Origin of the sequence: Rufibacter ruber, assembly GCF_001647275.1 — a bacterium.
Taxonomy (GTDB): domain Bacteria; phylum Bacteroidota; class Bacteroidia; order Cytophagales; family Hymenobacteraceae; genus Nibribacter; species Nibribacter ruber_C.
In genome coordinates this window covers 76,801-100,267 of sequence record NZ_LRMM01000010.1, presented here as the reverse complement: position 1 = coordinate 100,267, position 23,467 = coordinate 76,801, and the positions used below count along the sequence as shown (strand labels likewise).

At 53.4% G+C, this 23,467-nt stretch carries 13 protein-coding genes and 1 pseudogene; 2 read left to right on the top strand and 12 right to left on the bottom strand.

Annotation, left to right across the window (positions count from 1 at the left end; translation table 11 throughout):
• Positions 1-98: 98 nt before the first annotated feature.
• Together A8O25_RS06160 and A8O25_RS06155 are read left to right on the top strand one after the other, a co-directional pair.
• Positions 99-1,640 carry an alpha-amylase family glycosyl hydrolase gene (locus A8O25_RS06160; protein WP_241498944.1) on the top strand — a complete coding sequence of 514 codons (1,542 nt, stop codon included), beginning with the start codon at positions 99-101 and terminating at the stop codon, positions 1,638-1,640.
• Positions 1,641-1,753: 113 nt separating this feature from the next.
• A complete protein-coding gene (locus tag A8O25_RS06155) occupies positions 1,754-3,961 on the top strand; it encodes a glycoside hydrolase family 97 protein (protein WP_066832191.1) in 2,208 nt (735 codons plus the stop codon).
• A 363-nt stretch (positions 3,962-4,324) separates the two neighbouring features.
• On the opposite strand, the gene A8O25_RS06150 is transcribed toward A8O25_RS06155, so the two are convergent.
• The 12 genes and pseudogenes from A8O25_RS06150 to hutH all read right to left on the bottom strand — a co-directional run bounded on the left by A8O25_RS06150 (position 4,325) and on the right by hutH (position 23,466).
• Positions 4,325-5,650: an MFS transporter gene (locus A8O25_RS06150; RefSeq protein ID WP_066832153.1), complete on the bottom strand. Its 1,326-nt coding sequence runs from the start codon at positions 5,648-5,650 to the stop codon at positions 4,325-4,327.
• Between the two features lie 122 nt (positions 5,651-5,772).
• Positions 5,773-7,536 carry an alpha-amylase family glycosyl hydrolase gene (locus A8O25_RS06145; RefSeq protein WP_082893490.1) on the bottom strand — a complete coding sequence of 588 codons (1,764 nt, stop codon included), beginning with the start codon at positions 7,534-7,536 and terminating at the stop codon, positions 5,773-5,775.
• A gap of 361 nt (positions 7,537-7,897) precedes the next feature.
• Complete coding sequence (locus A8O25_RS24215; RefSeq protein ID WP_153042619.1) at positions 7,898-9,376, bottom strand: family 65 glycosyl hydrolase domain-containing protein; 1,479 nt, start codon at positions 9,374-9,376, stop codon at positions 7,898-7,900.
• Positions 9,348-10,211 (bottom strand): hypothetical protein, encoded by an 864-nt coding sequence (locus tag A8O25_RS24210; protein ID WP_153042618.1) that lies wholly within the window; start codon positions 10,209-10,211, stop codon positions 9,348-9,350. The genes A8O25_RS24215 and A8O25_RS24210 overlap by 29 nt, the downstream gene beginning before the upstream one ends.
• 312 nt (positions 10,212-10,523) lie before the next feature.
• A complete protein-coding gene (pgmB, locus tag A8O25_RS06135) occupies positions 10,524-11,186 on the bottom strand; it encodes a beta-phosphoglucomutase (protein WP_066832149.1) in 663 nt (220 codons plus the stop codon).
• Positions 11,187-11,376: 190 nt separating this feature from the next.
• On the bottom strand, positions 11,377-13,275 hold the full coding sequence (locus A8O25_RS06130) for a glycoside hydrolase family 13 protein (protein ID WP_066832147.1): 1,899 nt from the start codon (positions 13,273-13,275) through the stop codon (positions 11,377-11,379).
• Between the two features lie 925 nt (positions 13,276-14,200).
• Positions 14,201-14,605 (bottom strand): VOC family protein, encoded by a 405-nt coding sequence (locus A8O25_RS06120; protein WP_074987942.1) that lies wholly within the window; start codon positions 14,603-14,605, stop codon positions 14,201-14,203.
• Positions 14,606-14,682: 77 nt separating this feature from the next.
• A pseudogene (locus A8O25_RS06115) lies at positions 14,683-15,677 on the bottom strand (PorP/SprF family type IX secretion system membrane protein).
• A gap of 6 nt (positions 15,678-15,683) precedes the next feature.
• Complete coding sequence (locus tag A8O25_RS22625; RefSeq protein WP_082893485.1) at positions 15,684-17,168, bottom strand: T9SS type B sorting domain-containing protein; 1,485 nt, start codon at positions 17,166-17,168, stop codon at positions 15,684-15,686.
• Positions 17,165-19,651 (bottom strand): PKD domain-containing protein, encoded by a 2,487-nt coding sequence (locus A8O25_RS06105; RefSeq protein ID WP_161947706.1) that lies wholly within the window; start codon positions 19,649-19,651, stop codon positions 17,165-17,167. Before A8O25_RS06105 ends, A8O25_RS22625 begins: the two co-directional genes overlap by 4 nt.
• 663 nt (positions 19,652-20,314) lie before the next feature.
• Entirely contained in the window at positions 20,315-21,925 is a 1,611-nt protein-coding gene (locus A8O25_RS06100; RefSeq protein ID WP_153042616.1) for a T9SS type B sorting domain-containing protein, read from the bottom strand.
• Positions 21,926-21,960: 35 nt separating this feature from the next.
• Complete coding sequence (gene hutH / locus A8O25_RS06095; protein WP_066832134.1) at positions 21,961-23,466, bottom strand: histidine ammonia-lyase; 1,506 nt, start codon at positions 23,464-23,466, stop codon at positions 21,961-21,963.
• Between the last annotated feature and the right edge of the window lies 1 nt (position 23,467).

Below are 23,467 nucleotides of genomic sequence, written 5' to 3'. Positions count from 1 at the left end.
ACCCTATCTATACAAATATCTACCCATAGTGGTACACACTTGTATGGAAGCAATTTTACCTCCACCAAAAATGAATAGCTTTGATGTTAAGGAAAAACTTGAGAATTGTAATTGCCACATTAGCCCTTTTAACGGTTTTAATTGATACAAACGCCCAACCTGCCCAAGCCAGCCAATGGCCCCGCGGCATCACCTATGAAATCTTTGTGCAGTCCTTCGCCGATTCCAACGGGGACGGGATTGGCGACATCAAAGGCATGACCTCCAAACTGGATTATCTCCAGAACCTGGGGGTAGGGGCGGTGTGGCTTATGCCCATCAATCCGTCGCCGTCTTACCACAAATATGACGTGACTGATTATTACGGCATCCACCCCGACTACGGCACCCTGGAAGATTTCAAGGAATTCACCAGGGAGGCGCACAAGCGCAACATCAAGGTGGTGATAGACATGGTGCTGAACCATTCCTCCAGCAAGCACCCTTGGTTCTTAGACGCGGTAAAGAATGAGAACAGCCCCTACCGCGAATACTATGTCTGGACGCACAAAGACGATCCGCAGACGCAGAAAGACGGAAGACCAACGGGTGCAGACTCAGACAATACCCGGCACTGGCACCAAGTGGAAGGCAGTGATTACCTGTACTACGGCTACTTCTACGGCGGCATGCCCGACCTCAACTTTGACAGCCCCAAACTACGGGCGGAGGTGTTTAAAATAGGGAAGTATTGGTTGACGGAGATGGGCGTAGACGGCTTCCGGTTAGACGCAGCCCGACATATTTTCCCAGATGAGCGTCCGCATGACAACCACCAGTGGTGGGTGTATTTTCTCAATGAAATGAAGAAAGCCAAGAAAGACGTGTATTTGGTTGGCGAGGTGTGGGCGCCGGCAGACATTGTGGGGCCTTACCTGAAGGGCTTGCCTGCGCTGTTCAACTTTGACATGGGCTTTGCCATCACCAAGGCGGTGAACGAGGAGCAGGCGGGAGACCTGGTGGCCAACCACAAAAAGATCAGAGCGTTCTACCAGAGCGTAAACCCAGAATACGTAGATGCCACCTTTCTCACCAACCATGACCAGAACCGCATCATGAGCGCCGTGAACGGTGACCTGCACAAAGCCAAAATGGCGGCGGCCCTGCTGCTCACCTTGCCCGGCTCCCCTTACCTGTACTATGGCGAAGAGATTGGCATGACCGGGAAAAAACCCGATGAGAAAATCAGGGAGCCTTTCCTGTGGGACAGGAAAGCCAGGGATAAAGCCAGAACCTCCTGGATGACGCCCACTTATAATGCTGAGGGCACCACCGTGCCTTTGGCGGCTCAACAGAAAGACAAGAACTCCTTGTACAACCATTATAAATCCTTCATTGCGCTTCGCAACAGGAGCAAGGCGTTAACCTACGGTGAGCTTTCACCAATTGCCACGGAAACGGCCGGTTTGAGCGTTTTTGAAAGAAAGCACCAGGAGGAGTCTGTGCTGGTGTTGCACAATCTTTCCAAAGCAGCGGTGACTTACAAACTACCGCAGGAGGTGACCGGATTCCAAAAAGTGCTTTTTAGCACCAACGGCGCCAGGCTCAAGGCAGGCGAAGTCACCATTCCAGCCTATAGCTCCCTGCTATTAAGTAAATAGAATTTTCCGTTTTTGCTGTTTTGAGCAAAACAGGCCAAAAACGGAAACCTGCTGCTGGCAGAACCCTGCCTGCCAGCTTTCTCTCATTCACCATTTACAACCGCTTACAGAACATGCGAAAACTTTCCATCCTCGCCCTCCTTCTGCTGTGCCTCCTGAACCTAGCACTGGCGCAGGAGCTGAAATCGCCCAACGGGAAACTCCTCCTGAATTTCTCTTTGCAGAACAGCGGCGTTCCCACCTACAGCCTCACTTACAAAGGCAAGCCGGTGATCAAGCCCAGCAAGTTGGGTTTTGACCTGAAGACCAAGCCGCGCGATGAAGCCTCCGGTGGCTCAGACGCCAACATGGAGCAGAAAAACGTGAACCTGCAAGGTTCCTTGCACAGCAATTTTACGCTGGTCAGCAACCAGACTACCAATTATGACGAGACCTGGGCGCCCGTTTGGGGCGAAGTGAAAACCATCCGGAACCACTACAATGAACTGGCGGTGACCCTGAACCAGCAACAGACCAACCGCCAGATGGTGATCCGTTTCCGGCTGTTTGATGACGGCCTGGGCTTCCGCTATGAGTTCCCCACCCAGAAGAACCTGACCTACTTCGTGATCAAGGAGGAACGGACGCAATTTGCCATGGCCGGTGACCACACCGCCTACTGGATTGCGGGCGACTATGACACCCAGGAGTACGATTACACCACGTCCAAATTGTCGGAGATCAGAGGCATCATGGCCAAAGCGGTGACCGCCAACATCTCCCAGACGCCTTTCTCGCCCACCGGCGTGCAGACCTCGCTCATGATGAAGTCCAAAGATGGCCTGTACATTAACCTGCACGAGGCGGCGCTCATTAATTACCCGGTCATGCACCTTAACCTGGACGACAAGAACATGGTGTTTGAGTCCTGGCTCACGCCCGATGCCGTGGGTGACAAAGGCTACATGCAAGCCCCCTGTACCACGCCTTGGCGCACCGTGCTGGTGAGCGATGACGCCCGCGACATTCTGGCCTCTAAGATGACTTACAACCTCAACGAACCTAACAAGATCAAAGACGCCGCCTCCTGGATTAAGCCAACCAAATACGTGGGCGTGTGGTGGGAGATGATTACCGGCAAGAGCACCTGGTCTTATACCAATGATTACCCCACCATTCAGCTGGGCATTACAGATTACACCAAGGCCCAGCCGCACGGCAAGCACGGGGCCAACAACGCCAACGTGAAGCGCTACATTGATTTTGCGGCTAAACACGGTTTTGGCGGGGTGCTGGTGGAAGGTTGGAACCAGGGCTGGGAAGACTGGTTCGGAAACTCCAAAGACTACGTGTTCGATTTCGTGACGCCGTACCCAGATTTCAATGTGCAGGAGATCAGAGACTATGCCAAGTCCAAAGGCGTGAAAATGATCATGCACCATGAAACCTCCAGCTCGGTGCGCAACTATGAGCGCCACCTGGACAAAGCGTACCAGTTCATGAAAGACAATGGCTATGACGCCGTGAAAAGCGGCTACGTGGGCGACATTCTGCCGCGCGGCGAGAACCACTACAGCCAGTGGATTGTGAACCACTACCAATACGCCCTGGAGAAAGCCGCCGAATACAAAATCATGGTGAACGCTCACGAAGCTGTTCGCCCTACCGGTATCGCCCGCACGTATCCTAACCTCATCGGGAACGAATCTGCGCGAGGCACGGAGTACCAGTCCTTCGGAGGTTCTAAGCCGAACCACGTGACGGTGTTGCCCTTCACCCGCCTGATTGGTGGTCCGATGGACTACACGCCGGGCATCTTCGAGATGGACCTGAGCAAGCTGAACCCCGACAACGGCTCGCACGTGAACAGCACGCTGGCTAACCAGCTAGCCTTGTACCTGACCCTGTACAGCCCCCTCCAGATGGCCGCCGACTTGCCCGAGAACTATGAGCGCTTCCCAGACGCGTTCCAGTTCATCAAAGACGTAGCCGTTGACTGGGACGACAGCAAGTACCTGGAGGCTGAACCCGGAGAGTACGTGACTGTGGCCCGCAAAGCCAAAGGCACTGGTCAGTGGTTCCTGGGCAGCGTAGGCGGAGACAATTCCCGCACCTCCAACATCAAGTTCGATTTTCTGGACAAAGGCAAAACCTACATCGCCACCATTTACGCAGATGCCAAGGATGCGCATTATAAAACCAATCCGCAGGCTTATACCATCAAGAAGGTGGTAGTGACCAATAAGTCCAAACTGTCTCAGTTCGTAGCCCCAGGCGGCGGATACGCCATCAGCTTTGAGGTAGCCACCAAAGACAAAACTAAAGGCTTGCCTAAACTGTAGCTTTCATTTTACTCAGATGAAAAAGCCCCGGTACAGAAATGTGGCGGGGCCTTTTACTTTACAGACATTTTTTAGCAGATGAAATTCATTACGCATTCCGTCCCCCTTTGAAGGGGGTAGGGGGATGATTACGCGTGCTGAGCCACTTGTGCAGAATTACGCATTCCCGAGAATCATCTTTCATCACAATTGGCTGAAACTAATTCCCTCTACTGCCTTTGTCATCCCCCTACCCCCTTCAAAGGGGGACGGAATGCGTGCAAATGTACCTTTCTGTTTAGGGCCTCTTTTTCCAAAAACAGCCCCAAAACAGAACGCCCGAGGGAGTACCTCGGGCGTTGCTGTTTTCAATATGATCTAAGGTTACGCTTCCTGCTCATCCACATCCCTTACCACCAGCGTTAAGAAACCCGCCAGCACAAGGGAACAACCCGCCAGAACCAGGGTGTAGATAGACTCACCGTTGAAGAAGTGTTTGTTGATGCTATCCAGAACGCCCCCGGCAATGAGCTGCGGAATCACGATGAAGAAATTGAACACGCCCATGTAGTAGCCCATTTTGTTGGCAGGAAGCGAACCCGCCAGAATAGCGTAAGGCATGGACAAGATACTGGCCCAGGCAATACCCACGCCCACCATGGAGACCAGCAGCATCTTAGGGTCCTGGATAAAGTAAATCGAAATCAGGCCCAAGCCGCCAATCACTAAGCAGATCAGGTGCGTCATGCGGCGGCTGGTGGCCTTCGCAATTCTGGGGAGCAGCAACGCGAAGATGGCAGACACCCCGTTGTAAACGGCAAAGCAGATGCCCACCCAGTCGGCGCCCTCGTTGTAGAGTTTGGAGGTGGTGTCTGAGGTGCCGTACACGTGGCTGGTGAGGGCAGGGGTGGTGAAGATCCACATGGCGTAGAGCGCAAACCACGTGAAGAACTGCACGGCCGCCAGTTGTAACATGGTCTTCGGCATCTGGAAAATCCCGAAGAACGTTTCTTTCACGCCAGTTAGAAACGTGGTTTGGGTTTTCTCGGCTTCAAACGCAGCCAAGTCTTCCGGCGGATATTCCTTCGTCTTAAGCACGGTCCAGAGCACGGCCAAAAAGAACACTAAGCCACCGCAGTAAAACGCCCACTTCACCGAAGGCGGAATCTCGCCCGCCGGAGCCGTGTTGGCCACGCCAAACCAGTTGTTCAGGATCCAGGGCAGGGCTGAGGCCACCACCGCGCCTATGCCAATGAAGAAGGTCTGGAAAGCGAAACCCGCAGTGCGTTGGCTAGACGGTAACAGATCACCTACCAACGCTCGGAAAGGCTCCATGGAAACGTTGATGGAAGAATCCATGATCCAGAGCATGCCTACCGCCATCCAGAGCACCGAGGAGTTGGGCATGATGAGCAGGGAGATGGAGGCGAGGATGGCCCCAATCATGAAATAGGGCTTTCTGCGGCCAAAAGTAGGGGACCAGGTGCGGTCAGACAAGTACCCGATGATGGGTTGCACGAGCAGGCCGGTGGCGGGGGCGGCCAGCCAGTAAAGCGCGATTTCGGTTCCGCCAAGGGTTTCAAAAATGCGACTCACGTTGGCGTTCTGCAGCGCAAATCCGAACTGAATCCCCAGAAACCCGAAGTTCATGTTCCAGATCTGCCAGAAACTCAGGCGTGGTTTGGCTTGCGCCTGTATTGTTTGTGCCATGGGCAATGTTAGTTTAGTAGGTGAGTGAGTGGTACAGTTTCGTCTTAATTTCAAAAAAGTAGGCCAAAAACGCTAATGGAATTATAAACCTGTGAGGTTTCAAAAACCTCACAGGTTTGAACTTATTTCTTCTGCAACAGGAACACATGCGCGCTCATAGGAGCCAATGTGATGCTGGTCTTCACGCTGGGCTGCAAGAACAACGGCGGCGTGTCAAAGAGCAAATCCTGTAGAATGAACGAGCCTTTAGCATCGGCGCCCACGGCGGCCAGCGCCGATGCCGGTAAGGACAACCCGTAGTTGGCGGCCTCGCGGTTAAAGTTAACCAGCACCAGCACCTGTTCCTTTTCTGTATGCCGAAGATATGCATAGACGCCAGCCGGTGCCGTACCAGATTCGGCGGTAAGCGCATAGAACTTTCCTTTTCTAATGGCTTCGCGGCTGGAGCTTAGGTTCAATAATTTGGTGTAGAACTCGCGGAGACGCTGTTGGTCTTGGGTGAGTTTGCCGCCGTCAAATTTGCCGCCGTTCATCCAAGCCTGGTGCGCGGGAACGCCCCAATAGTCAAAGATGGTGGTGCGGCCGTCCTCGCCCTGAAAACCTTCGTGGCCTTTGCCGGGTTCGCCTACTTCCTGCCCAAAATACACCATCACCGGGCCGCTGCCCAGGGTGGCGCTCACGGTCATAGCAGGCACGGCGGCCCACGGCGTACCGGCAAACTGCTCAGAGGCAATGCGCTGCTCGTCATGGTTCTCCAAAAAGCGCAGCATGTGGTTAGAGATGCCCCGGCTTTCTTCGCGCCATACTTTGGTGATGTCAGCAGTGTTGCCCTGACCACGGTTCTCCATCAATCGGCGCACGCCGTCATAGAGGCCTACTTTGTCATAGAGGTAGTCAAAGCCGCCGGTTTTGAGGTAGTTGCGGTACTCTGCCGGGTTGTAAATCTCCGCGATGAACTTGAGGTCTGGGTGTAGGGCTTTCACCTGCGGAATGACCCAGGCCCAGAACTCCACGGGCACCATTTCGGCCATGTCGCACCGGAAACCGTCCACGCCTTTGCCTGCCCAGAAGAGCAGAATGTCGCGCATTTTGAGCCAGGTGTCTGGGGTAGGCGAGAAGTGTTTGCTGCGGTTGCTCTGGTAATCTACCCCGTAGTTCAGTTTCACGGTCTCAAACCAATCGTCTACGCTGGGGCTGGCGCTGAACACATCGTTGCCCGAGGCCTTGGCCGGATTCTCCTGGAACTTACTGTCTTCCTGCGGACCTTTGAAAGCCGCGCTCAAGGGGTTGTACGCCGCCGGAACCTGCAATGGCTGGCCCGGCAGGTAATAGAAATTGTTGCCGGGTTTGAACGGAACCGTGGTGTCATCCTTCGCCCCGAAATCTTCCACTCCAGCAGGCTTCGCGTCTGAACTGTACTTTCTGGCTACGTGATTCGGTACGAAGTCAATGATGACTTTCAGGCCGTTGCGGTGGGTGCGTTCTACTAAAGCTTCAAATTCCTGCCGGCGCTTTTCCACATTGACGGCCAGGTCTGGGTTCACGTCATAGTAGTCTTTGATGGCGTATGGCGAGCCCGCGCGTCCTTTCACCACATCGGCATCGTCTAAGGGAATGCCGTGTTTGGTGTAGTCGGTCATGAGGGCGTGTTCCAGCACCCCGGTGTACCACACGTGCGTGGCGCCCAGCTTTTTGATTTCCTGCAGGGCCACCTCAGTGATGTCATTGAACTTGCCCACGCCGTTTTCCTGCACCGTGCCATAATTTTTGTTCAGCGTCTTCTTGTTCCCGAACAGGCGCGTCATGATCTGGTAAATGACCAGCTTGTGGTCCTGCACTTCCTCCTGGGTGGTGTTGGGGTCAACGGGCGGGGTGGGTGTTTCCATAACGGGGGCCGAGGTTTTATTTTCCGTTGCCTTGGTGGCCGTGGGTGCCGTGGTTTTACACGCCCCCACCAGCGCCGCCAGCAGCAGGAAAGACAGAAAAGAACGGTTGGTCTGAGTCATTGTTTGTAATCGGTAGCAGGATTTCTTTTCTACTGGCGCGAGTATAAAGACTCGTGCCTTGGGATGAATGGAGTCTCCAGACTCCTATGTTTCAACTGGTAGTTCCCGGCGAGTCTGGAGACTCGCATCACCCCTTGTCACGAGACTTTAGTCTCGCGCCAGATTAAACTTCCTTTTTTGCCTGTTTTCTGAAAAACAGGCCAAAAACGGAAAACCAGGATTTACCGCCTAAAGCAGTGGTTTACGCCAACTGGTGCGCAATCTCCGCTTTGCTGTGGGCGTCAATGGTCTGGGCCTGGTCAAACACCTGCAAGGTCAGCGGCTCCGCCGATTGGTTCTCAATCTGCACGTTGTCTTTGGTGACTTTGATGTTGAGCAAGTGACCTCTGAACCGAATTTTAAAGGAATAAGAACTCCAACCGGCGGGGATAAACGGATTGAAATGCAGTTGGTTATCGCGCACGCGCATGCCCCCGAAACCCTGCACCACGCTCATCCAGGTGCCGGCCATGCTGGTGATGTGGCAACCGTCTTCGGTGTCATTGTTGTAGTCGTCCAAGTCCAGGCGGGCGGTGCGCAGGTAGAACTCGTAGGCACGTTCCTCATCGCCTAACTTGGCGGCCAGAATGGCGTGCACGCACGGCGACAGCGACGACTCATGCACCGTACGCGGCTCATAGAAATCATAGTTCCGCCGGATGGTCTCCAGGTCATAGCGGTCCTCGAAGAGGTAGATGCCTTGCAGCACATCGGCCTGCTTGATGAACACCGAGCGCAGGATTCTGTCCCAAGACCATTTCTGGTTCAGCGGTCGGTCAGATGCAGGCAGGTCTTTTACCAGGGTCTGTTCTTTGTCCAGGAAGCCGTCCTGTTGCAGGAAAATTCCTAGCTCTTCATCAACAGGGTAGTACATGTGGTCTATCACATGCTGCCACTGCGCGGGTTCTTTTTCCTCGTTCAGTTTCAGTTTGGCCACCAGTTCCGCATAGCGGGCTGGCTCAGTTTCCTGCACGTGCTGGAGGGCTTTGAGGGTGTATTCCAGCGTCCAGGTGGCGATGGTGCTGGTGTACCAGTTGTTGTTGACGTTGTTTTCGTACTCATTAGGTCCCGTCACGCCCAGCATCACGTACTGGTTTTTGGCGCTGGACCAGTTCACGCGCTGCGCCCAGAAACGGGAGATGCCCACCAGCACTTCAATACCATATTCTGCTAAATAGGAATCATCGCCGGTGTAGCGGATGTAGTCATGGATGGCGTGCGCGATGGCGCCGTTGCGGTGGATTTCCTCAAACGTGATTTCCCACTCATTGTGGCACTCCTCGCCGTTGATGGTCACCATGGGGTACAGCGCCGCGCCACCGGTAAAGCCAAGTTTCTCGGCGTTCTCAATGGCTTTTGGCAGGTGCTTGTAGCGGTAAATCAAGAGGTTACGGGCTACCTGCGGATCTGCGGTGGCCAGGTAGAAGGGCAGGCAGTAGGCTTCGGTGTCCCAATACGTCGTGCCGCCGTATTTCTCGCCGGTGAAGCCCTTTGGGCCGATGTTCAGGCGTTCGTCTTCACCGGTGTAGGTCTGGTTCAGTTGGAAAATGTTGAACCGAATGCCCTGCTGCGCGGCCGCATCGCCCTCAATCACGATGTCGCTTTCTTCCCACTTGGCGGCCCAGGCAGCGGCTTGCTCCCGCAAGAGCTGCTCAAACCCTTTTCGGCGCGCAAACCACATTCTTGGTGTTGGCAAGCAAGTCTGCTTTGGGGTGATTCTCTGAGGACAGGTTGGCGGCGTACTTGTACAGCACGGTCTCCTGGCCTTGTTGCACGGCCACGTCAAAGCGGGAGGCGATGTACTTGGTGCGCTTCGTTGGGGTGGCGTTCAGGGCTACTTCCTGCCCGTTCTGCGTGACCACAAACTTCTGGCCGGTGCACACGTGGAAGAAGGTTTTCTTGGTTTCGGCAATCACGTAGCCTTCGGTGGGTTGGGCTTCCTGCAACACCTCGTTCCAGAACTTCTCATCGTAGTTGGAGTCAGCGTTCATGATGTCGGCGTCCACGTAGGGGGTGAGGGTGAGCGTGCCGCTGAAGTTGAGCGGGGTCACGCTGTACCTAATGGCACCCACCTCATCATCCACGATGCTGGTAAAGCGTTTGGCTTCCACGCGCACCTGTTTGCCGCTGGGCAGGGTGGCGGTGAAGCGGCGCTCCAGCCAGCCTTCACGCATGTTCAGCTCCCGCCGGAAATCAGTGACTTCGCACTGGTGCAGGTTCAGAGTTTCGCCGTCCAGTTGCACGTCAATGCCAATCCAGTTGGCGGCGTTCAGGACCTTGGCGAAATATTCGGGATACCCGTTTTTCCACCAGCCCACGCGGGTTTTGTCTGGATAGTACACGCCGGCCACGTAGTTGCCCTGCAGGGTTTCGCCGGAGAAAGCTTCCTCAAAATTGGCGCGCTGGCCCATACGGCCGTTGCCCAGGCTGAAAACGCTCTCAGTAATCTGGTTATAGTCAGGATGGAAGCCTTCTTCAATGATAGACCACTCATCAACGGTCAGGTATTGTTTCATAGGTTGGTATCAAGTATCAAGACACACGTATCAAGATGGTTTTACTTCTATATTTTCTGTTTTCGGCCTGTTTTTGGAAAAACAGCCGCTAAACGCGGTTTTCTTTTTCGTCCCCCTTTGATGGGGGGAGGGGGGTGATTACTCGGGCAGAGTGTAGCATTCCCGAGAATCATTCGGTTTTGGTTTTAGCTAAGGCTTTCGGTTCTTCGTCTGGCTTGGTCTCCCCCAACCCCCTTCAAAGGGGGACGAACCTGCCGGAACGTTTCTCTTTCCGTTTTTGGCTTGTTTTCTGAAAAACAGGCCAAAAACGCATTATCCTTTTTGTTCTAATTCTCTCAGGCGCGCCACCGACATTTCGGTCAGATCTTTTACCACCACATCTGCCTGCGTCAATACTTCTGGTTGGCCTACGCCCACGCACAGCATGTCGCCGTTTTTGGCGGCTTCTACCCCGGCCACGGCATCTTCAAAGACCACACATTCAGAAGGCAGTACGCCTAGGGCTTCGGCGCCTTTGAGGAATACCTCGGGATCTGGTTTGCCAATGGTTACGTGGCGGCCGTCAATGATGGCGTCAAAATAGGGCAGAAGCTGCGTGCGCTCCAGAATGAGCTGGGCGTTTTTGCTGGCAGAACCCAGGGCGATTTTGATGCCTTCGGCTTTTAGGGCTTTCAGGAAATCTACTACGCCGGGCAGAATTTCGTCTGGGGTCATTTGGGCCACATCCAACAGGTACTCGGTGTTTTTCTGTTCGCAGAGGGCCAGCATCTGTTCCTGCGGCAGCGTTTGGCCGCCAATCTCCAGAATGATTTCCAGGGAACGCACGCGGCTCACGCCCTTGAGGCGCTCGTTGTCGTGTTCGGTGAAGTCAATCCCCAAGGTCTGGGCCAGGCGGCGCCAGGCTTTGAAATGGTAAACCGCCGTGTCTACCAGCACTCCGTCTAAATCAAAAAGGCAGGCTTTAATGGTACGCATTGTATTTTGTTTTATGTCTTCGCCCGCTCAAGGGCTTTCTTCTTTTCTGGTTTAGCGGCTTTTTTTGAAAAAGAGCCGCTAAACCCGTTCGTACTAATTCTCTCTGGGCCAGGCTGGTGAGGGTTTCCGTTTAGCGGCTCTTTTTCCGGAATCGGCGCCAAACCAGGTTGCTTTATTTTTCAGAAGCCGCCTACGGCTGAAGCTCCAGCACCAGCGCCGTTTTGGCGGGTATTTTAATGGTGGTCAGGGTGTTCAGGTTCTGGTCTGTGAGTACGTTTCTGGCTTTGCTGAACCCTTGCAGGCGCTCCTTATAACGCTCGGTTTTCAGTTCGGCTTCTTTGTCTGTGCTGTTGGTGGCCACCAGCACAGTTTTCTTTTCATCATGGCGGAAATAGACGTAAATACCCTCCTGCGGCACAAACTGCGTGAGCTTACCGCTGTGCAGGGCGGGGGTGTTCTTGCGGTACTGGGCCAGTTTCTTTACAAAGTTGAAAGCCTCGTTCTCGCGCTCGGTACGGCCGGCGGCGGTGAATTTGTTCTCTTTGTCACCGGCAAAACCGCCGGGGAAATCTTTGCGCACCTCGGCGTCTGAGGGGTCTTTGAAGTTCTTCATCAGAATCTCGGTGCCGTAGTAGAGCGAGGGGATTCCGCGCAGCGTGAGGAGCCAGGTCATGCCCATTTTGTACTTGTTCAGGTCTTCACCGATGACCGAGAAATAGCGGTTCATGTCATGGTTGTCCAGGAAGGTGACCAGCTTCATGGGGTCCTGGTACACGGCGTCCTGCGCCAGGGTCTGGTGGATTTTGCTCACGCCTTCGTCCCACCCGAAGTTCTGATTGAGCGCGTCATTGATGGCATTGAACAAAACAAAGTCTAAGGTGCCGGGCTGGTTGCTCTTGAACGGGAAGTTGATGGTATTCTGCACAAAGCGCGCCTGCGCCACCACGTTGTTTACCCAAGATTCCCCGAAGATGTGGATAGTAGGATATTCATTGAGCAGCGCCTGGTTGCAGCGGTTCATGAATTCGTCTTCATTGTAAAGATACGTATCAATGCGCCAGGCATCTACCCCAAAATGCTCAACGGTCCACAACGCATGCTGAATGAGGTAGTTGGCCACGAAGGGGTTGTTCTGGTTCAAATCTGGCATGTGCGGCACAAACCAGCCCTTGCGGAGGACTTCATAGTCTGCCTGGGCGGCGTGCGGGTCTATGGTGGGCTGAAATTTGTGCGAAGTGTTGGTGTAGGCGGGCCATTGGTTCAGCCAGTCTTTAGACGGCAGGTCTTTGATAAACCAGTGGTTGCTGCCCACGTGGTTGTACACCGCATCCTTCACCACTTTCATGCCGCGGGTATGCGCCGCCTGAATGAGTTTTTTATACGCGTCATTTCCGCCCAGGCGGCGGTCCACCTGGTAATGGTCGGTGAAGGCGTAGCCGTGGTAGGCGCTGCGCTGGGTGCCGCCTTCCTCCGTGAGCGGTTGGTCATTTTCAATGATGGGGTTCAGCCAAAGTGCCGTGGCGCCCAGTTCCTCAAAATATCCCAGGTGGTTCTGAATGCCCTTCAGGTCGCCGCCGTGGCGTAGGAACGGATTGCTGCGGTCGGCCTGGGTGTCGGCCATGTTCTTGAAAGCATCATTCTTGGGGTCGGCGTTCGCGAAGCGGTCGGGCAGGACCAGGTAGATGAAATCAGAGGCATTCACGCCCTGCGCTTTGGGCTCATTGGTGCGGGCTTTGAGCTGGTATTGGCGGGTGAGTTTCTGCTTGCCATTGCGGCCCGTGAGGGTAAAAGTGCCCGCCTTAGTCTGGGGCGCGAGGGTGAGGTTTAGAAACGCGTAGTTGGGGTTCTCCACTGTATGCGTCTTCACCAGCGTCACGCCCGGGTAGTCAATGGAATATGTAAAGGTGCCGGCGTTGGGACCGTACACCAACAGTTGCAGGTTCTGGTCTTTCATGCCCACCCACCAGAAGGTTGGGTCCACGCGGGTGATGGCGGCTTTCTGCTGGGTACTGCCCGAAAGGGAAAGGAGAATACATACCAGCAGTGCCAGTGGTCTTGCCAACGAGAACGGAAAGGAATGCTGCTTCATGTTTACTTATGTCTTGTTTAGGAGCGCTTATGGTCTTCTCCTGTGTTTCCTGTTTCTAATTTTAGAAGGATACTTTTCTGTTTTCGGGCTGTTTTTTCAAAAACAGCCCGAAAACAGAAAATGCCCTGGATCATGGTTCAAGCTCTGTGAGGGGCTTTGGAAATCGTTCGCCGGGAAACTGCTTTGGCAGCTATCCATGCCTCCTCTTTGAACGGCCTTTCCTGAGCCAATTCAGCCCTTCCGCAGATCAATTTCAGTAGATAATCTTCCACTCTTACAGCTGCTCTTTCTGTTTGATTGTTAATATTGTAAAATCAGTTGCTAAAATAGCTTTTTTTATGATTAGGAAAACGATTTCCCTTTATTTAAAATAAGAATTTATGAAAATATGTGGCAGACAAGAGATAGGTTTCTAGTTTCTGCTTCTTATGCTGGTAAAATAAGTCAGGGGCAACTAGCAACTGAAGTAGGAAAGGTCTCGCAGCAACTCCTGCAACAGATACCCTGTTTCTGAAGGGAAGTTGTATTATCTGTACCCAGGGTAGCCTGAACCACGGGCACAGGAAAGTTAAACGCACGCGGGCACTGGCGCCTCCAGGAGGTGGCGGGCTGGTGGTGATCCATGTCCCCCGTGGCTCCTGGTTTAAAGTTTGGTTATGGCCGGGGCCGTTCCTCCCAATAGCGTCTACAAGAATAAAGCTGGGGCAGCTACCGCTTGGCTGGAAGTGCTCCCAAAATCAACATGAACTCGGGAATGGCAGATGGCCTGACAGCAAGGTTCATAAAGCAGAAATCGTCTACCCACAGGGGTTCTTCCCTTCGCTCGTCTAAGAGGGCGAAAGTAGGGGCGTTAGAAGGCGCCAAAGTAACTTTCGCGCCAAAGAGGGTGGGGTAACGTTTGTAAAGTTTATTTATGGATTTGAATTTACTGGTCAGTTTTCCTGAGTTCCTGCAAGTCCCATTTGTTGCCGTAAAGGTCTTCAAACACAGCCACGGTACCGTAGGCTTCCTGTTTGGGCGCCTCCAGGAAACGCACCCCACTGTTTTGCATTTGGGGATAATCGCGCCAGAAATCATCTGTGTGCAAAAAGAGGAAAACCCTGCCGCCGGTTTGGTTGCCCACCGCGTTTAGCTGGTTAGGGGAAGAAGCCTTGGCAAGAAGCAGGCAGGTTTCAGCTGCGCCGGGCGGCGAAAGCAAAACCCACCTTTTCCCATCACCCAGGGGCGTGTCTTCTACCAAAGTGAGGGAAAGCTGCTGCGTGTAAAATGTAATGGCCTCGTCATACTCCCGTACAACCATGGCCACATACCCAATTTTTTGACGGCTCACAGTACGATAGGGGGTGGCAGTTGAAAAGCTGTTTTCGGGCTGTTTTTCTGAAAACTACCCGAAAACAGAAAGACTTATCAATTCATCCAGCGCGGGCAAATCACCTTGGCGCTGTTGAACAGCTTGAGGCCCAGTACAATTTCATGGCTCCCGGAGTTGGCCACATTCAAATTAGAGGTGTTGTAATCATAGGCGTAGCTTACTTCCATAAGGTAGCTGATGTTGACGCCGGCCATGAGGGCAAATGCATCTTTGGTACGGTAGGTGCCTCCAAGCCAGAGGCGGTCAGCATAGACGGCCCGCAGGTTGGCATCTACGTAGTGGGGCTGGGGGAGGCAAACTTCATCAGCACAGACGGGATCAGGGTGAGGTCCTGCGTAGGCCTGATCTTGTATCCTGCCGTGGCGAAGAAGTGTTTTTGAATGACACCCTCAATGGCCGTGCGTTCCTCTGAGCTTAACTCTGTATTCAAAAGTTGGGCTCCGGACAACCCCAGGTAAAAGTTGGGGGCGTAAATCCAGGTGCCCAGTCCCATATCCAGAAAATTGCGGTTGGTGTGATTGCTGAATGCCGCCGGGTCTGTGCCATTGCCGCTGGCAAAACTGGCTTCATTGCTGTTGAAGCTGTTCCGTAAAATGCCCCCGTAAGCGCCTACAGACACTGTGACGAATCTGTTGATTGGCAAGTGATACGCATAAGACAGATTGACATTGGTGCGGCGCAGGGGACCGGCTTTGTCAGCAATAGCCATGATGCCCACCCCGTGGTGCGGATAAGCCGGCACAAAGCGGTTACGCCCAATGGTGCGGGTTCCTCCCCCTTTTTTCCGGACGCTGGACACCGCTTTGTTCAGCGGGGTGTGGGCGCTGAGGTAATAGGTTTCGGGCGCGCCCTCCAGCCCCACCCACTGCTGGCGGGTTCCCAGCTTTACATCTGTATAGTCTTCAATGCCGGTGAGGGCGGGGTTAAGTAAGTACCCATTGATCATGTACTGGGTAAACTGCGGCCGCTGCTGTGCCCACAGCGGGGAAGACAAAAGCAGCAGAACCAAAAATGCGCCTATCTTTTTCATACTTGGTTATCTGATAATGGTGACGCTGCCTTTCAGCGGGTTGTCATTTTTGTTAAGCCGAATGATGTAGTAGTAGGTGTCTATGGGCAGGGGTTTCCCGTTGAGTTTCCCGTCCCAGGGGGTGGCGTAGCCGTCTGACTTGAACACCTGCTGGCCCCAGCGGTTAAAGATCTCTACCGTGGCTTCAGGGAAGTTGGTGATGTTTTCAATTTCCCAGACATCATTCAGGTTGTCATTGTTCGGGCTGAAAGTGTTGAAGATTCTCACCCTTCCAATCACCGTGACAATCACCTCATCCAGGTCTGTACAGCCAAAGGCGTCTGTTACCTGGAGGGTATAGGTAAACTGTCCGGCCCTGGTGGGGGTCAGCACCGGATTGGCCACATTGGCATTGTTCAGGAACTCAGCGGGAGACCATTTATAAGTCACCCCCCCAGATCCTTTCAAGGTGGTAAACTGGCCTTCAGTGATGGTGATGTCCTCGCCCGCATTGGCCAGGGTAGAAGTAACATCTACTCTTACCTCGGTACGGGTTGGGCTAACGCAGCCGGCGCTAGTCACCGCCTCCACAAAGAAAGAGGTAGCGGCAGGCAGTGATTCGGTGGTGAAAGGGTTGCCTAACCCAACAGGAGTACCCCCAGTGGCCGTTTTGTACCATCTGAACTGGGCTGCTGAAGAGGTAACCTCCAGGGTTACAGATGAATTTACACAGGTGGTCACCTGAAACGCTTTGACGGTTGGCGCAGCAGGGGCGGCCTGGGTCTCTACCTTGACCACATTGGAATAAGAGGGCGAACAGTTGTTGCCGCGGTCAATTCTTCTTCTGAACCACGTTGGGGCCGTTATGGCTGCGGTGGTATAGCTGGCACTGCTGCTATTGCCTGGGGCGGTTACATAAGCTGAACCGTTGCTGCTAATCTCCCACACATAGGTCATTCCCAGATCTGAACCGCCAATAGTGGTGCTGCTTCCCTCACAGATGGGCGAGGTGGGCGGCGTAATGGTGTTGTTGGTGACAACTGGTATTACCGTTACTCGTATTGCGGGAGAACTGGTACTAGGGGCGCAGTTCCTATCTTTTGATTCAACCACTCTTCTAAAGGATGCCGATTGATCTAAGTTTGTTAATTCTAAATCCTTTAACGTCCCTACCTCGACAATATCATTGAATGAGCCGGAGTAACTTCTCTGCCATTTATATATATAATTGGCACTCCCCCCACCGCCAACAGGTTCTGAGCCCGTAAACCTGACAGGGGCAGTGGTTGGGGCGCACACAGTTGGCGGGCTATTCAACGTGATGGTATTGTTGGTGATAGGGGCATTGACTTTTACCGCCACAGAACCAGAAACGCTTTCACAGGAACCAGATCTGATGAACCGTCTGAAAAGGTAATCTCCCGCTGCCGCTGGTGTGTAAGACTTAGACGTGATGGTGGTTGTTCCACCAGTACCGGTAGAACTCCAGGTGCTGCCCCCGTTGGTGCTCATTTCCCACCTGAAATCAAAGGTTCCATTTCCACCGGCCGTGCATTTCCTGATAAGGTGATGGCAGTGCCTTGGCAGATAACGCTGGCAGACGTTGTGATGGAACTGTTTCCTGTAATGGCAGGGGTTACCTCAATGGTTATAAAATCGCTGGTATGGCTGGGGCATGTGCCAGAGGTATATTCTACTATTCTCCTGAAGTAGGTGGTCCTGCTTAAAACTCCTGTATAAGTGAAGTTTCTGCTGTTAGAACCAGACAGGTTAGAAAAGCTAGTGCCGGTGGTACTGATCTGCCACGTGTATTTGAGACTGGCATTGGGCACCACCACACCCCCAGCCTTCGGCTCAGAGCCGTTTAATTGAACCGTGGTGCTGGCAGTGGAAGCGCAGAGGCCTGTACCGCTGGAAGTAGAGATCGTGTTAGAGCTAGCATCAATAGGCTCTACAACTGAAACCAATATCGGAGAAGAAACACTTTCGCAATCACCGCCCGTTCTAATGATTCTTCTAAACCAGGTAGATTGGGTGAGGGTGGCAGGGGTAAATGAATTGGTACCAATAGTGCCTACCGCGGTAGTATAGGTGCCAGATGCGCTAGGGCTGCTTTGCCATACAACCGTATAAGACGTGGGATCTCCATTGATGGTTGGGCCAGCAGAACCTTTGCAGACTGGGACGGGGCTGCTAAGGGTAAGTCGGTTGTTACCGGGGTTGGGATAGACCGTAATCATGACCACATTACTTGTGTCATTGTTACAGGCGGCCCCTGATCTTGCAATGCGTCTGAACCAGGTGGTGGCATTCAAGGAACCGGGTGGGTAGTCCTCTACATCTGAATTAGAGATGGTGGAGAAAACGGCGGTTTCACCAATGGTGTTTTTTTGCCAGTAGTAAGAAATACTTCCTGTTCCTCCGGTGGCAGAGAGGCCATTTATTGCTCCTGGTACTGCATTGCCCGCGCAAAGATCCTTCTGGTTAGCAGCCAGAGAAATAGTGTTATTGTTGATCCTGGGGGTAACTTTAATGGTAAAACTCTCCCTCTCACTTTCGCAGCCTTTATCAGAAACAGTGGCTACATAGAAGGTTTTGTCGCCATTTAATGGGTCTGTTTTATATTCCCTGTCAGTACGAAGCGCTGTGCCTCCAGCTTTGACATCATAAAAGGCGAATTTGGTGCCTGGGCCGGAAGGGCGTATGGTATATTGCTGACCAAAGCAGACCAGCGGGGAAGTGGTGGTGAGGGTAGGCTTACTGGGGATAGGGTTAACTGTTATGGTAGCCTTCGCCATCTGTTGTTCTACTGCGTCTGAAGGGCCACACTCGTTACTGACAACTACACTTACCGTATAAGTACCAGGATTTGGGAAACTGATGATAGGGTTACGGCTTGTGAAACTGGTACCATCAATAGGTTGAGCACCAGGGCCCGTTACCGTCCAACGGTAAGTGGTAGGGTCAATTGTCCCAAGATTGGCATCATAATCAACTAAATCACCATTAAAGGAAATGGTTAACGGGCCGCAGTGGGTGGTATCAGCATCCAGCCTCACCTCTGGGTAAGCAATCAGCACACTGGAGGTGGCCGTATCCCTTCCGCAGGTGTTGGAGGCTATCATTTTGATAGTAAACCGTCCCATGGTTTTGAAACTAAAGACGGGTTTCTCTGAGGTGTTGGTGGTGCTTTCTAAGTACTCAAAGTCGCTGAATCCTACGTTTTGCCCTCTGTTATTCTGCACAATCCACTCATAGGAAAGGTTGCCCCCCCGGGTGCTGTCAGTGTCAACGGTTACTTTGACAGGAACGCAGGCTCCTGGGATAATTCTGTCTTTCTGAGGGCTAAAGTGAGCGTACGGTGTCCGGTTGACCTCAAAGTTCTTGGTATATACAGAGTCGCAGCCGTTAGCGCCAATGGCCCTGATGGTGATAGGGAAGGCCCCGGTGGTATCATAGGCAATGCTGTTTCTGATGGGGACAGTGGCGGTGAACTCGGCGGGGGTATAGGTTGTTGGCCCGGCGCCATCGCCAAAGTCTACCACATAAGAAACAATGTCATTGGGCACGGGGGTATTATTCAACAAAGAAGCCTTCACCTTAATGGCTGGTTCACTTTCTGGTACACACACTGAGAAGGAACTGCTGTCTGTGGGCGGCACAAAGGCTGGCTTTTGGCTGACGGTAACCGTTTTGTTGACTACAGGGGAGAGGCAGCCAATAGAGGACCTGGCATATACCGCCACATTGAAACTAGCAGTGCTGGCACCGGTCGAAAAGAAAGAGTGGGAGACATTTGCCCCGGTTGTGGTGGTGCCGTCACCAAAATCCCATACATACTCTTCACTGGCCTGGGGGCTGACAATAGAAAACGCAATGGGGGTGCCGGCGCACCTAATGGTATTGGGATTGAAATTAAAATCAGGGGTGAACGGGTTAATGTTCAGGATAACCGGGTCAGATGTTTTGGTATTACAGGCCCCGCTTACGGTCACGGTATAACTACCAGAAACTAACGCAGTATATGTATTCGTAGCACTGGGGCCTTGAACAGACACCCCGTCCCTGAACCATTCAAAGGTGGCTCCACCTGGGGCAGCGGTTAAAGTAATTGGCCCTGGTTGGCAGCCTGGCTGGGTGTTGGAGGCAGTTATGGTAGCGGGGCAATCTTGGGCATAAAGCAAAGAGGAGCTGCACAGATAAAGAAACGTTATCAGCAGGTAACTTTTGAGAGAGTGCATCAAGGTAGGTAAGTAAAGTTTTACTTCAGTAAGCAAAAGTGATTAGTGAAATCCTGGATTTTCTGCTGCTTCCTTCCTATTCTGGATAGTTAAACCCGGAAGTAACACAGAGAAGGCCTCTAAGATGTAATAATACAAAAATATGCCCTAACCTAATAGCATCAGAACCAGGTTTGTGCAAATCGTAAACGCTCCTGCCACCAAAAATTTATGGTACTTAACATATTCTATAGTGCACGACAGACGGATAATCTAACGAAGGAAGCGTAATCTGTAATTGAAAAGTACAAGTTGATTTTCTGGGGAAATGGAGTGGGAAGATGAATCTGAATACTTTCTGCTCCGCGTTTCAGAGAGATTCAAAACAGAGAATTCTTCTGCTCTTTCCGTTCAAGCTCAATGATGAGGGGGGAGTTGCTACCTGACCAGCGTGACAGTTCCGCTTTTGGTAATTCGCTGGCCGTTAATATCAATGGCCTCAAGCCTATAGAGATAGCCCCCCGGAGGGGCAGGTTTGCCGCCATAGGTGCCGTCCCAGCCCTGAGTGGGGGTAGTGGACTCAAAAATAATCTGCCCCCACCGGTTAAGGACCTGTAAGGTGAATTTAGAGGCATACGCTGGCCCCACTGCTCTGAACACATCATTTAAGCCATCATGGTTGGGGCTGAAGGCGGTAGGGAAGAAGAAGCCGAAGGGCTGGTCAACCGCCACGGTGTTAGAAAGACTCTGTTGCCGCTGGTCCTGAGACTGGGAAAGCAGCCGGTAGTGTAGCCGTTGAAATTTTTGGGGTGGCTGCAAGTCCAGGTAACTGCGCCCGGTGACTTGGGTGCTCCAGTACACGCTCCCTTGTTCATCCACCAGTTCCAGGGTTTGGCTTCCGTTTCCGGCGGTGAAACCCTCATAAGGTTCCCAGCTCAGTTGCACGCCCCCCTCCGGCTGCAGGCGGGCCGTTAAAATGGCAGGGCAGGCGGTATTGCTGCGGGCAGAGGTAAGGCTGCAGGAATCTGTATAAGTGGTCTGGTAGCAGGGCCTGGGCGAGAAGCTGGAAAAGGAGGGATCAAGGGCGTTTCCGGGCTGTTTTTCTGAAATCAGGCTAAAAACGCCGCCCCCTTGGCTCCTGTAAAGCGCTTGTTCTTTAAAGGTTTCCTGGGCCGGGGCAACGGTGGTGGCCACCAGCCGGTTCTGGGGGGTAAAACTCACCACCAGTTGGGGAGGTGCGGGCGGGGTGGTGCCCTGTGTTGTCACCTGAACGGTAAGGGAAACGCTTTGACTTCCGTTAGGAAGGAGGGCCACCAGTTGGTATGTGTAAATTCGGCCGCAGGCTACCTGCTCATCTGTAAAAGTGGTTTGGGTGCCTGAAAGGTTCTGGTAAGGCTGACCGCCCCGCAGCAGCTGGTAGTTGGTGACTGCCCCCATGCTGGCGTTTGGAGCCCAGGATAGAGGATTTCTACGGTCACCAGCAGTAACCTGCAGGGGTTGGGTACAGACGGTAGTAGATGTAATGGTTTCTTTCCCAGTGCACAGGTTGGTTACCCTTACCCTGAAACAACCAGAAGGGGAAGCAAGCGGCACCGTATGTTCGCTTTGCCCCACGGCAACTGCTCTAAGCGTGGCGATGGCGGTAAAAGATCCCCCAGAAGAATTTGCCTGCTCCACCACCAGGTCATTGATGGCACCTGATTGGATTTGGAGCCGAAGGCCGGTAAGTTCAAGCGTAAGTTTCTGGAGAACAGGGGCAGAGGCAGGTTCAGCGGCCTTTACGTCAAAGGTGCGTTCCTTAAAGTTTCCTACTCCCTTTAGCTGGGTGATCCGGTATGTACCCGGTGTGGTAAAGGTAAAGGCCGTCTCTTTGGCAGAGAAATCAAGCCCGTTGTTTGCGTCAAAATCATAAAACTCGGTGACGTTGGTCTCCCCGGTATTGTCTCTGAACGTGATACGCTGGCCCACGCAAAAAGTCTCTACCACCTGATTCTGTTCATTATAGGCTAAAAAAGAAGGCACCTGCTGAGCCGATACGGCTGCTGCCATTCCTAACCAGGTGAACAAAAAGAGGAGCTGTTTTCTCACGCCATCAAATCTGCAAAGGGGTACTGCTGAATAAACTGGATGCTTTTGTCAATGTCTGGTTGCAACACGCGGTCCTGGTTCAGGGGCGCCACCTGTGAGCGGTATGCCTGCACCAGCTTTTCCAGGGCAGGTGACGTTTGGAGCGGCCTTCTGAATTCAAGCGCCTGCACGGCGGTCATCAGTTCAATGGCCAGAATGCGCTCCACGTTCTGCACTACCTGATACCCCTTGGTGGCCGCATTCGCCCCCATGCTCACGTGGTCTTCCTGCCCGTTAGACGAGACAATGGAATCAACGCTGGCCGGCGTGCAAAGTTGCTTATTCTGACTAACGATTGAAGCGGCCGTGTATTGCGGAATCATAAACCCGGAATTCAGCCCGGGCTCCTGGATCAGAAACTGCGGAAGACCCCGCTGCCCGGAGACCAGCTGAAAGGAGCGCCGCTCAGAAATGCTGCCCCACTCGGCCAGGGCGATGCTCAGGAAATCAAGGGCGAGGGCCAACGGCTGGCCGTGAAAATTTCCGCCAGACAGAATCAGGTCTTCCTCCGGGAAGACATTGGGATTGTCTGTCACAGAGTTCATTTCTGTGGTGAAGACCTGCTCTGCGTAGGCCAGTGCGTCCAGGCTTGCCCCGTGCACCTGCGGTACACACCTGAATGAATACGGGTCCTGCACCTGCGCCCTGGGTTTCTGCTGCATTTGGCTGCCCTGCAGCAACCCCAGTATTCTGGCCGCCGACTGCTGCTGCCCGGGGTGGGGCCGCACCTGATGGATGTACGGCAGGAACGGGTCTGAAAGGCCCTCAAAGGCTTCCAGGGAAAGGGCGGCAATGGCGTCTGCGGCAAAGGAGAGGCGGCGGGCTTTGAGGCAGATCATGATCCCGTAGGCCGTCATGAACTGGGTGCCGTTCAGGAGCGCCAGCCCTTCTTTGGCCATAAGCGTGACCGGTTCCCAGCTGAAAATGTCCAGCACATCTTTTCCCTTCAACCTGAAATCCTGAAACGTCACTTCGCCTAAGCCCAGCAGCGGCAGGCAGAGATGGGCCAATGGGGCCAGATCGCCGCTGGCGCCTAATGACCCCTGCTGGTACACCACCGGGTAAATGTCCCGGTTGTAAAAAGCCAGCAGCCGCTGCACCGTTGATAGCTGCACGCCACTGTGCCCATATGCCAGGGACTGTACTTTGAGCAGCAGCATGAGCTTCACCACCTCAGCGGGAACCTCGGCCCCGGTACCGCAGGCATGCGACATCACCAGATTCTGTTGCAGCCTCTCCAGGTTCTCAGACGAGATGGTGGTGTTGCAGAGTGAGCCGAAGCCGGTGTTAATGCCGTACACCGGTTTGGTGGCTTCTTTCAGTTTCTGGTGCAGGTACTGGTGGCTGCGCCCTATCAACTGTTCTGCCTCTTCAGAAAGGGCCAGGGTGGCACCACTGCGCAATACTCGGTCCATCTGGGAGAGCGTAAAGGGGGCGGGGGAGATGAGGTGCTGCTCTGCCATT

What these genes read in the sequence shown, in the direction of transcription:
- A8O25_RS06150 (WP_066832153.1), bottom strand. Translation starts at nt 5,650, where the DNA reads ATGGCACAAACAATACAGGCGCAAGCCAAACCACGCCTGAGTTTCTGG.
- A8O25_RS06130 (WP_066832147.1), bottom strand. Translation starts at nt 13,275, where the DNA reads ATGAAGCAGCATTCCTTTCCGTTCTCGTTGGCAAGACCACTGGCACTG.
- hutH (WP_066832134.1), bottom strand. Translation starts at nt 23,466, where the DNA reads ATGGCAGAGCAGCACCTCATCTCCCCCGCCCCCTTTACGCTCTCCCAG.
- A8O25_RS22625 (WP_082893485.1), bottom strand. Translation starts at nt 17,168, where the DNA reads ATGAGCACCAACGGGGGCAGCACCTGGAGTTCTACCGGTACTGGTGGA.
- A8O25_RS24215 (WP_153042619.1), bottom strand. Translation starts at nt 9,376, where the DNA reads ATGTGGTTTGCGCGCCGAAAAGGGTTTGAGCAGCTCTTGCGGGAGCAA.
- pgmB (WP_066832149.1), bottom strand. Translation starts at nt 11,186, where the DNA reads ATGCGTACCATTAAAGCCTGCCTTTTTGATTTAGACGGAGTGCTGGTA.
- A8O25_RS06145 (WP_082893490.1), bottom strand. Translation starts at nt 7,536, where the DNA reads ATGGAAACACCCACCCCGCCCGTTGACCCCAACACCACCCAGGAGGAA.
- A8O25_RS24210 (WP_153042618.1), bottom strand. Translation starts at nt 10,211, where the DNA reads ATGAAACAATACCTGACCGTTGATGAGTGGTCTATCATTGAAGAAGGC.
- A8O25_RS06155 (WP_066832191.1), top strand. Translation starts at nt 1,754, where the DNA reads ATGCGAAAACTTTCCATCCTCGCCCTCCTTCTGCTGTGCCTCCTGAAC.
- A8O25_RS06100 (WP_153042616.1), bottom strand. Translation starts at nt 21,925, where the DNA reads ATGGCAGCAGCCGTATCGGCTCAGCAGGTGCCTTCTTTTTTAGCCTAT.